The organism is Acinetobacter sp. SH024, from assembly GCF_000163635.1.
GTDB lineage: Bacteria > Pseudomonadota > Gammaproteobacteria > Pseudomonadales > Moraxellaceae > Acinetobacter > Acinetobacter pittii.
Map to the genome: position 1 here is coordinate 240663 of NZ_GG753602.1, position 6550 is coordinate 247212.

The 6550-nt window shown below is 39.7% G+C and carries 8 protein-coding genes; 6 read left to right on the plus strand and 2 right to left on the minus strand.

What is annotated here, in order from left to right; genetic code table 11:
• Window positions 1-28 precede the first annotated feature (28 nt).
• Window positions 29-775 (plus strand): sporulation protein, encoded by a 747-nt coding sequence (locus HMPREF0013_RS17680; RefSeq protein WP_002115100.1) that lies wholly within the window; start codon window positions 29-31, stop codon window positions 773-775.
• A gap of 120 nt (window positions 776-895) precedes the next feature.
• Complete coding sequence (locus tag HMPREF0013_RS17685) at window positions 896-1147, plus strand: hypothetical protein (RefSeq protein ID WP_002115132.1); 252 nt, start codon at window positions 896-898, stop codon at window positions 1145-1147.
• Between the two features lie 8 nt (window positions 1148-1155).
• On the opposite strand, the gene HMPREF0013_RS17690 is transcribed toward HMPREF0013_RS17685, so the two are convergent.
• Complete coding sequence (locus HMPREF0013_RS17690; RefSeq protein ID WP_016142306.1) at window positions 1156-2016, minus strand: LysR family transcriptional regulator; 861 nt, start codon at window positions 2014-2016, stop codon at window positions 1156-1158.
• A gap of 115 nt (window positions 2017-2131) precedes the next feature.
• Window positions 2132-2386, minus strand: a complete 255-nt coding sequence (locus HMPREF0013_RS17695) for a DUF2061 domain-containing protein (protein WP_005804193.1) — start codon at window positions 2384-2386, stop codon at window positions 2132-2134.
• 237 nt (window positions 2387-2623) lie between these two features.
• On the opposite strand from HMPREF0013_RS17695, the gene leuC reads away from it, so the two are divergent.
• The 4 genes from leuC (at window position 2624) to leuB (ending at window position 6523) form a co-directional block, all read left to right on the plus strand.
• Entirely contained in the window at window positions 2624-4042 is a 1419-nt protein-coding gene (leuC, locus tag HMPREF0013_RS0105560; RefSeq protein ID WP_002115007.1) for a 3-isopropylmalate dehydratase large subunit, read from the plus strand.
• Between the two features lie 18 nt (window positions 4043-4060).
• Window positions 4061-4708, plus strand: a complete 648-nt coding sequence (leuD, locus tag HMPREF0013_RS0105565; RefSeq protein WP_002114814.1) for a 3-isopropylmalate dehydratase small subunit — start codon at window positions 4061-4063, stop codon at window positions 4706-4708.
• Between the two features lie 112 nt (window positions 4709-4820).
• Window positions 4821-5405: a hypothetical protein gene (locus HMPREF0013_RS17700; RefSeq protein ID WP_005066026.1), complete on the plus strand. Its 585-nt coding sequence runs from the start codon at window positions 4821-4823 to the stop codon at window positions 5403-5405.
• Window positions 5406-5443: 38 nt separating this feature from the next.
• The gene (gene leuB / locus HMPREF0013_RS17705; protein ID WP_002114882.1) at window positions 5444-6523 is read left to right on the plus strand and encodes a 3-isopropylmalate dehydrogenase; all 1080 of its coding nucleotides are present in this window, start codon (window positions 5444-5446) and stop codon (window positions 6521-6523) included.
• Window positions 6524-6550: the final 27 nt, after the last annotated feature.

A 6550-nucleotide genomic window follows, 5' to 3' on the forward strand; every position in this document is an offset into this window, starting at 1 on the left:
TGAAATAATTCGAAAGGTTAGAGAAAAAATGTTTAGTAAAATTATGTCTGGTTTGGGTCTTCAAGGTGTGACGGTAGAAACTGTTTTACAGAACCCAAGCTTACAAGCAGGCAGCACATTGCATGGAGAAATTAGCTTTAAAGGTGGATCATCTGATAAAGAGATTAATGGTCTTTATTTGCAATTGGTGACGATGGCAGAAGTCGAATCTGGTGATCATGAGTTTAACCAACCTTTAGTTTTACAAGAGTGGTTAGTGAACTCTCGATTCCTCTTGCCGGCACATCAAGCACATTCTTTCCCTTTTAGTATTCAACTACCATTTGAGACACCAATTACTGAGGTTGCTTGTCGAAGAAATGGTGCACGTGTTTGGATTCAAACCCATATGGATGTTGATTGGGGATTAGATGCAACTGATCGTGATTATCTAAAGGTTCTGCCAACTCCAGCCATGCAAATGTTTCTACAGGCTATGCAGCGATGTGGCTTTGTTTTATCGACAGTAGATGTAGAAAAAGGGCAGCTGACTGCGCGAAATTTTAGATCAACGATTGGTTGTTACCAAGAGCTTGAATTTGTCTCTTCACATATGTTTAGCGGATTTAATGAAGTTGAGGTATCTTTTGTTGCTGAACCTAATCAAACTCACGTTATGCTTGAAGTAGACCGCCATTTTCGATCAGATCAGTTATTAACGATGACGATTCCACACCATATGCTTGATGAAAACCAAATGGTGCAACAAATTCGAAGCCTCTTAAAGCTTGGTTGAATTATGCGCATCAAATCAGAGTTTTTTATAAACTTGAAAAGATTCTTATATTTAAATCGCTTTTTCTGCATTGAGAGTAAGGGCGATTTAAATCGGCCGTAATGATGTGTGGAGGATATGATGGATGATCAGAATGAGACCGAAGAAAAGAAGACCCGTAAAGCTAATCTTCTTGAAGAATTTGGTGGGCAACTGATTGACGGCTTCATCACACTTATTGGTGAACTCTTCATTTACATTATTTTTTTATTATTTTTAGGTGCTTTACTCGGTATTATCTTTGCCGCTATTTTCTTTGGTTGGGGCATACTATTTTTACTATTACCTTTTGCTTTTCTGGTTTATATCCTTTTTAAAAAATATAGTCGTTAATAATTCAACTACTCTTGCATCATTTTAATCAACTCCTGCATGGCTCTAGATTGAGTACGTGCAGGATGCCAAACCATACCTAATTGACGATTCATCTCAACATTTAAATCAAGCTGCTGCATATCCTGATTCAACAGAGTTTTTGGTAAAACTGACCAACCTAAACCAATCGAGACTAACATGCGAATAGACTCAAGAGGGTTATTGCTCATGGTAATTTTTGGTTTAAGTCCTTGTTTTTCAAACTCAGCTAAAGTGATTTGAGCAGTATAAGTTTGTGCAGCGGGTAATAAGCTTGGATATTCAATTAAATCTTGTAAGGTAAGATTCTTCTTTTGTGCCAGCGGATGAAAAGGGGCGGCAACAAAAACTAAAGGATCATTCCAAATTGTAATGTAGTTAAGACGCTCATCTCCTGAAGGAGGAAGCGTTAAAAATGCGAGTTCTAGATCACCAGCCAGTACTTGTTCATGAGCTTGCTCTGAATCAACAAAATGCACGTCTAAGGTAACTTGAGGAAATTGCTGAACAAAATGTTTAAGCGGTGCAGGTAAATGATGTAAACCAATATGGTGACTCGTACCGACTTTTAAGCGGCCTTGTACCTGAGTTTGTTCATGGCTCAGCGTATGGTGAATATCACCCAGCTCATTTAACCAGTTTTTAACTTTAGGAAGTAATGAATGTGCAGCATGAGTTGCCTGAACACCACGCCCTGCAGATTCAAATAGTTTTACGCCAAAATATTCTTCTAAACTGTGAATTCGTTTGGTAACGGCAGGTTGAGTAATAAATAACTGATCTGCTGCCACAGAGATAGACCCTGTTTCCATAACTTTTACAAAAGCTTCAAAGGCTGCAAGATTCATAATACAACTCAACTTGGAATAGAAAAATCGAGGGGCTAAAGTTGCCGAGCCAAAATCGTATCATGCTTGCAGCAAAACGAGTGAGAAAGTTATGAATTACCGCACTAATCTTAGCCTAAGCTGTTGTTTCTTTTTCAGCTAAGGCTGATATGCGGCGATCTTTAGCAGCCCAAACTTTTTCATGGAAGAAAAAAGCAAAAGCTTGTACGGTTGGTTCAAGCATACTTAATGTTAAAGCCATCCAGATATTACCTGTTACAAAGTATGCGACTAGCATTGCGACAGTAATATGCATAATGTAATAGCTTAAGGTTTTCTTTAAGGTACGTTGATTATTTATAACGAATTTTTGGATATTAGCCATGATCATTCTCTTTAGCCACTTTAGATATTTTTAGTATAGGCATTAGAGTATAAGATTAAAAATTGATTATGCAAATGATAATCATTAACAAAAACGATTTATTAAATTTGATGCACCTTATGGAAATTATAATTTATTCCAAAAAGTTTTCTAATTTATAAAAATGATAAATTAGATTTATGTGAAACTCTGGCTATAATCGAATAAAGATCAGAATTACCCAGTCCAATGGAGCAAGACGACATGGCAGGCAAAACTTTATATGACAAATTGTGGGATGACCACGTTGTTTCACAGCGCGATGATGGCTCATGTTTACTATACATTGACCGTCATTTATTGCATGAAGTGACAAGTCCACAAGCATTTGAAGGTTTGCAACTTGCGGATCGTCAACCATGGCGTTTAAGTGCAAACGTTGCTACACCGGACCACAATGTTCCAACATCTAAAAAGGAACGTGACCAAGGCATCGCTGGTATTGAAGATGATACATCTCGTATTCAAGTTCAAACCTTAGATGACAACTGTAAAGCCTTTAATATTGTTGAATTTAGTATTAATGATATTCGTCAGGGGATTGTGCATGTAGTTGGACCTGAACAGGGCTTAACCTTACCAGGTATGACGGTGGTATGTGGTGACTCACATACAGCGACTCACGGTGCTTTTGGTTGCTTGGCGCACGGTATTGGAACATCTGAAGTTGAACATGTGTTAGCAACACAATGCTTGATTCAGAAAAAATCTAAAAACATGTTGGTTCGTGTAGATGGCGTATTGGGTAAAGGCGTAACACCAAAAGATGTGGTGTTAGCCATTATCGGTAAAATTGGTACTGCTGGTGGTACAGGTTATGCAATCGAGTTCGGTGGTCAAGTTTTCCGTGATATGTCGATTGAAGGCCGTATGACGGTATGTAACATGGCGATTGAAGCAGGTGCGCGTGTCGGTATGGTGGCTGTTGATGACAAAACCATTGAATACGTGAAAGGCCGTAGCTACGCACCAAAAGGCGAGCAATGGGAACAAGCAGTTGCTTACTGGAACACCTTGCATTCAGATGAAGATGCTGTGTTTGATGCTGTAGTTGAGTTAAATGGCGCAGAAATCGAACCACAAGTATCTTGGGGAACTTCACCTGAGATGGTTATTCCAGTTACTGAAGCTGTGCCAACTTTAGAACAAGCGAAAGATGACGTTCAACGTAATGACTGGACACGTGCTTATCAATATATGGGTTTAAATGCAGGTCAGGCATTAGCTGATATTCAGCTTGATCGTGTCTTTATTGGTTCTTGTACGAACTCTCGTATTGAAGACATCCGTGCTGCGGCTGAGGTGGTTAAGGGACGTAAAGTGGCATCTACCATTAAACAAGCCATGATTGTTCCGGGTTCTGGTTTAGTTAAGCAACAGGCTGAAAAAGAAGGCTTGGATAAAATCTTCTTGGAAGCTGGCTTTGAATGGCGTGAGCCGGGTTGTTCAATGTGTTTAGCAATGAATGCAGACAAGTTACAACCAGGTGAACATTGTGCATCGACGTCTAACCGTAACTTTGAAGGCCGTCAAGGCAATGGTGGTCGTACTCACTTGGTGAGCCCAGCAATGGCGGCAGCGGCTGCAATCGCTGGTCACTTCGTTGATGTTCGTTCATTTTAATTCGGTCTGGAGCAAACCATGAAAGCTTATACAGTTGAACAAGGTATCGTTGCACCATTAGATCGTGCCAATGTTGATACAGATTTAATTATTCCAAAACAGTTTTTAAAGTCGATTAAGCGCACTGGTTTTGGCGACAACTTATTTGATGAACTTCGTTATTTAGATGAAGGTTATCCGGGGCAAGACAATTCAGTACGTCCAAAAAATCCGGACTTTGTTTTAAACCAGCCTCGTTATCAAGGAGCAACTGTTTTAATTGCTCGTACTAACTTTGGTTGTGGTTCAAGTCGTGAGCATGCGCCTTGGGCATTAAATGAATATGGATTCCGTACCGTTATTGCACCAAGCTTTGCTGATATTTTCTTTAATAACTGTTTTAAAAATGGCATGTTACCTGTCATTTTGCCAGAAGAAACAGTTGAACAGTTATTTAAAGAATGTGCTGCTAATGAGGGATATCAATTAACAATTGATTTAGCAGCTCAAGAAGTACGTACGCCAACAGGTGAAGCGTTTAAATTTGAAGTTGATCCGTTTCGTAAGCACTGCTTGTTAAATGGATTGGATGATATTGGTTTAACTCTTCAAAATGCGGACGCAATTCGCGCTTATGAAGAAAAAACTAAACAAGTTCGTCCTTGGGTATTCCAAGAGTTGAATTAACCTTTCGGTACATTTTAAACATAGCCATGGCGTAGCGTTCAAACTCTTGCTAACATGCTAAAGCATAAAAACACCTTAGAATTATGCACTAGATGAGGATTGGGCTTGAACAATGAAGAGGAACGTTACTCATAGCTTTTTGTTGAGCCTGTGCGCAATAACACTCAGTGCTTGTCAAAGCACTTACAATGTAGTGGATACTGTCCGCATTAAGCAGGCTGAACAAGAAAATTTGGGGCAGAATGCAGCAATATATTGTTCGGGCGCGAAGAGTTGTGAATTTGAACGACTAAATGATATTACTGTAGTGGATGCGCAAACACGAAGAATTAGTAATCAGGCAATTCATCAAGGGATTGTGAGATTACAAGGTTCAGTGCTTAGCCAAACTAACAGCTTATATTTATCAGTGCCTGCTAAACAATATGAAGTGGTGATTCGTTTCTATCCGATCTCTCCGGATCGTGCAGAAACATTTCATGTGATTCACCAGTTTAATGCTAACCATCGCTATACATTTAAAATGTACCGAGACAAATCTAACCGTTCGGGTAGTTTGCTGAATGTTTCTGTACCAGATCCATTATGTGTCGATTTAGAACAAGATGGGCATGTCATTCGCCGTTTTTGTCGACCATTTGATGTTACAACAGGACTAGGTGAATTCCTTGAGCAGAAAAAACTAACACCGCGGTAGTTGTAGCACTGCTTGTCTTTGGAAAATGGAAAAAGTTCATGTCTAAACAGATTTTAATTTTAGCTGGTGATGGTATTGGTCCTGAAATTGTTGGGGCGGCAGAAAAAGTATTAAATACAGTAAATGAAAAATTTAATTTATCGTTAACTTGGGAACATGGCTTATTAGGCGGCGCGGCAATTGATGCGCATGGTGAACCGTACCCAGCAGTAACAAGTGAACAAGCAAAAAAAGCTGATGCAATTTTATTAGGTGCGGTAGGCGGACCAAAATGGGACACCATTGAGCGTTCTATTCGCCCTGAACGTGGTCTTTTAAAAATTCGTAGTGAACTTAACTTGTTTGCTAACTTGCGCCCAGCGATTTTATATCCGCAATTAGCAGATGCTTCGAGCTTAAAGCCTGAAATTGTTGCTGGCTTAGATATTTTAATTGTTCGTGAATTGACTGGCGGTATCTATTTCGGTCAGCCACGTGGTATCCGTGAACTCGAAAACGGTGAAAAGCAAGGTTATAACACCGACGTTTATTCTGAAAGCGAAATTAAGCGTATTGCAAAAGTAGCTTTTGAACTTGCAGGCTTACGTGGTGGAAAGGTTTGTTCTGTAGATAAAGCTAACGTTTTGGAAGTTACAGAGCTTTGGAAGCAAACAGTTACTGATTTACAGCAAGCAAATTATTCAAATATTCAGCTTTCACATATGTATGTTGATAACGCTGCAATGCAACTTGTACGTGCACCGAAACAGTTTGACGTGATCGTAACGGGTAACTTGTTTGGCGACATCTTATCTGATGAAGCAGCAATGCTTACAGGTTCAATCGGCATGTTGCCATCGGCTTCGTTAGATGAAAATGGCAAAGGTATGTATGAGCCTTGCCATGGTTCTGCACCTGATATCGCGGGTCAAAATGTGGCAAACCCATTAGCAACTATTCTTTCAGTTGCAATGATGCTTCGCTACACATTCCGTGAAGAAGCTGCTGCAAAAGCAATTGAAGATGCAGTAGGTCAAGTGCTTGATCAAGGTTTGCGTACAGCAGATATTATGTCTGAAGGTATGACAAAAGTAGGTACGGCTGAAATGGGTGAGGCTGTTGTAGCTGCTCTTGCTTAAAAGCTTATTATAAAAAAACGCAGCGTG

Excerpts from the sequence above, each read along its gene's own strand:
- HMPREF0013_RS17680 (WP_002115100.1), top strand. The coding sequence starts at position 29 with ATGTTTAGTAAAATTATGTCTGGTTTGGGTCTTCAAGGTGTGACGGTA.
- HMPREF0013_RS17685 (WP_002115132.1), top strand. The coding sequence starts at position 896 with ATGGATGATCAGAATGAGACCGAAGAAAAGAAGACCCGTAAAGCTAAT.
- HMPREF0013_RS17690 (WP_016142306.1), bottom strand. The coding sequence starts at position 2,016 with ATGAATCTTGCAGCCTTTGAAGCTTTTGTAAAAGTTATGGAAACAGGG.
- HMPREF0013_RS17695 (WP_005804193.1), bottom strand. The coding sequence starts at position 2,386 with ATGATCATGGCTAATATCCAAAAATTCGTTATAAATAATCAACGTACC.
- leuC (WP_002115007.1), top strand. The coding sequence starts at position 2,624 with ATGGCAGGCAAAACTTTATATGACAAATTGTGGGATGACCACGTTGTT.
- leuD (WP_002114814.1), top strand. The coding sequence starts at position 4,061 with ATGAAAGCTTATACAGTTGAACAAGGTATCGTTGCACCATTAGATCGT.
- HMPREF0013_RS17700 (WP_005066026.1), top strand. The coding sequence starts at position 4,821 with ATGAAGAGGAACGTTACTCATAGCTTTTTGTTGAGCCTGTGCGCAATA.
- leuB (WP_002114882.1), top strand. The coding sequence starts at position 5,444 with ATGTCTAAACAGATTTTAATTTTAGCTGGTGATGGTATTGGTCCTGAA.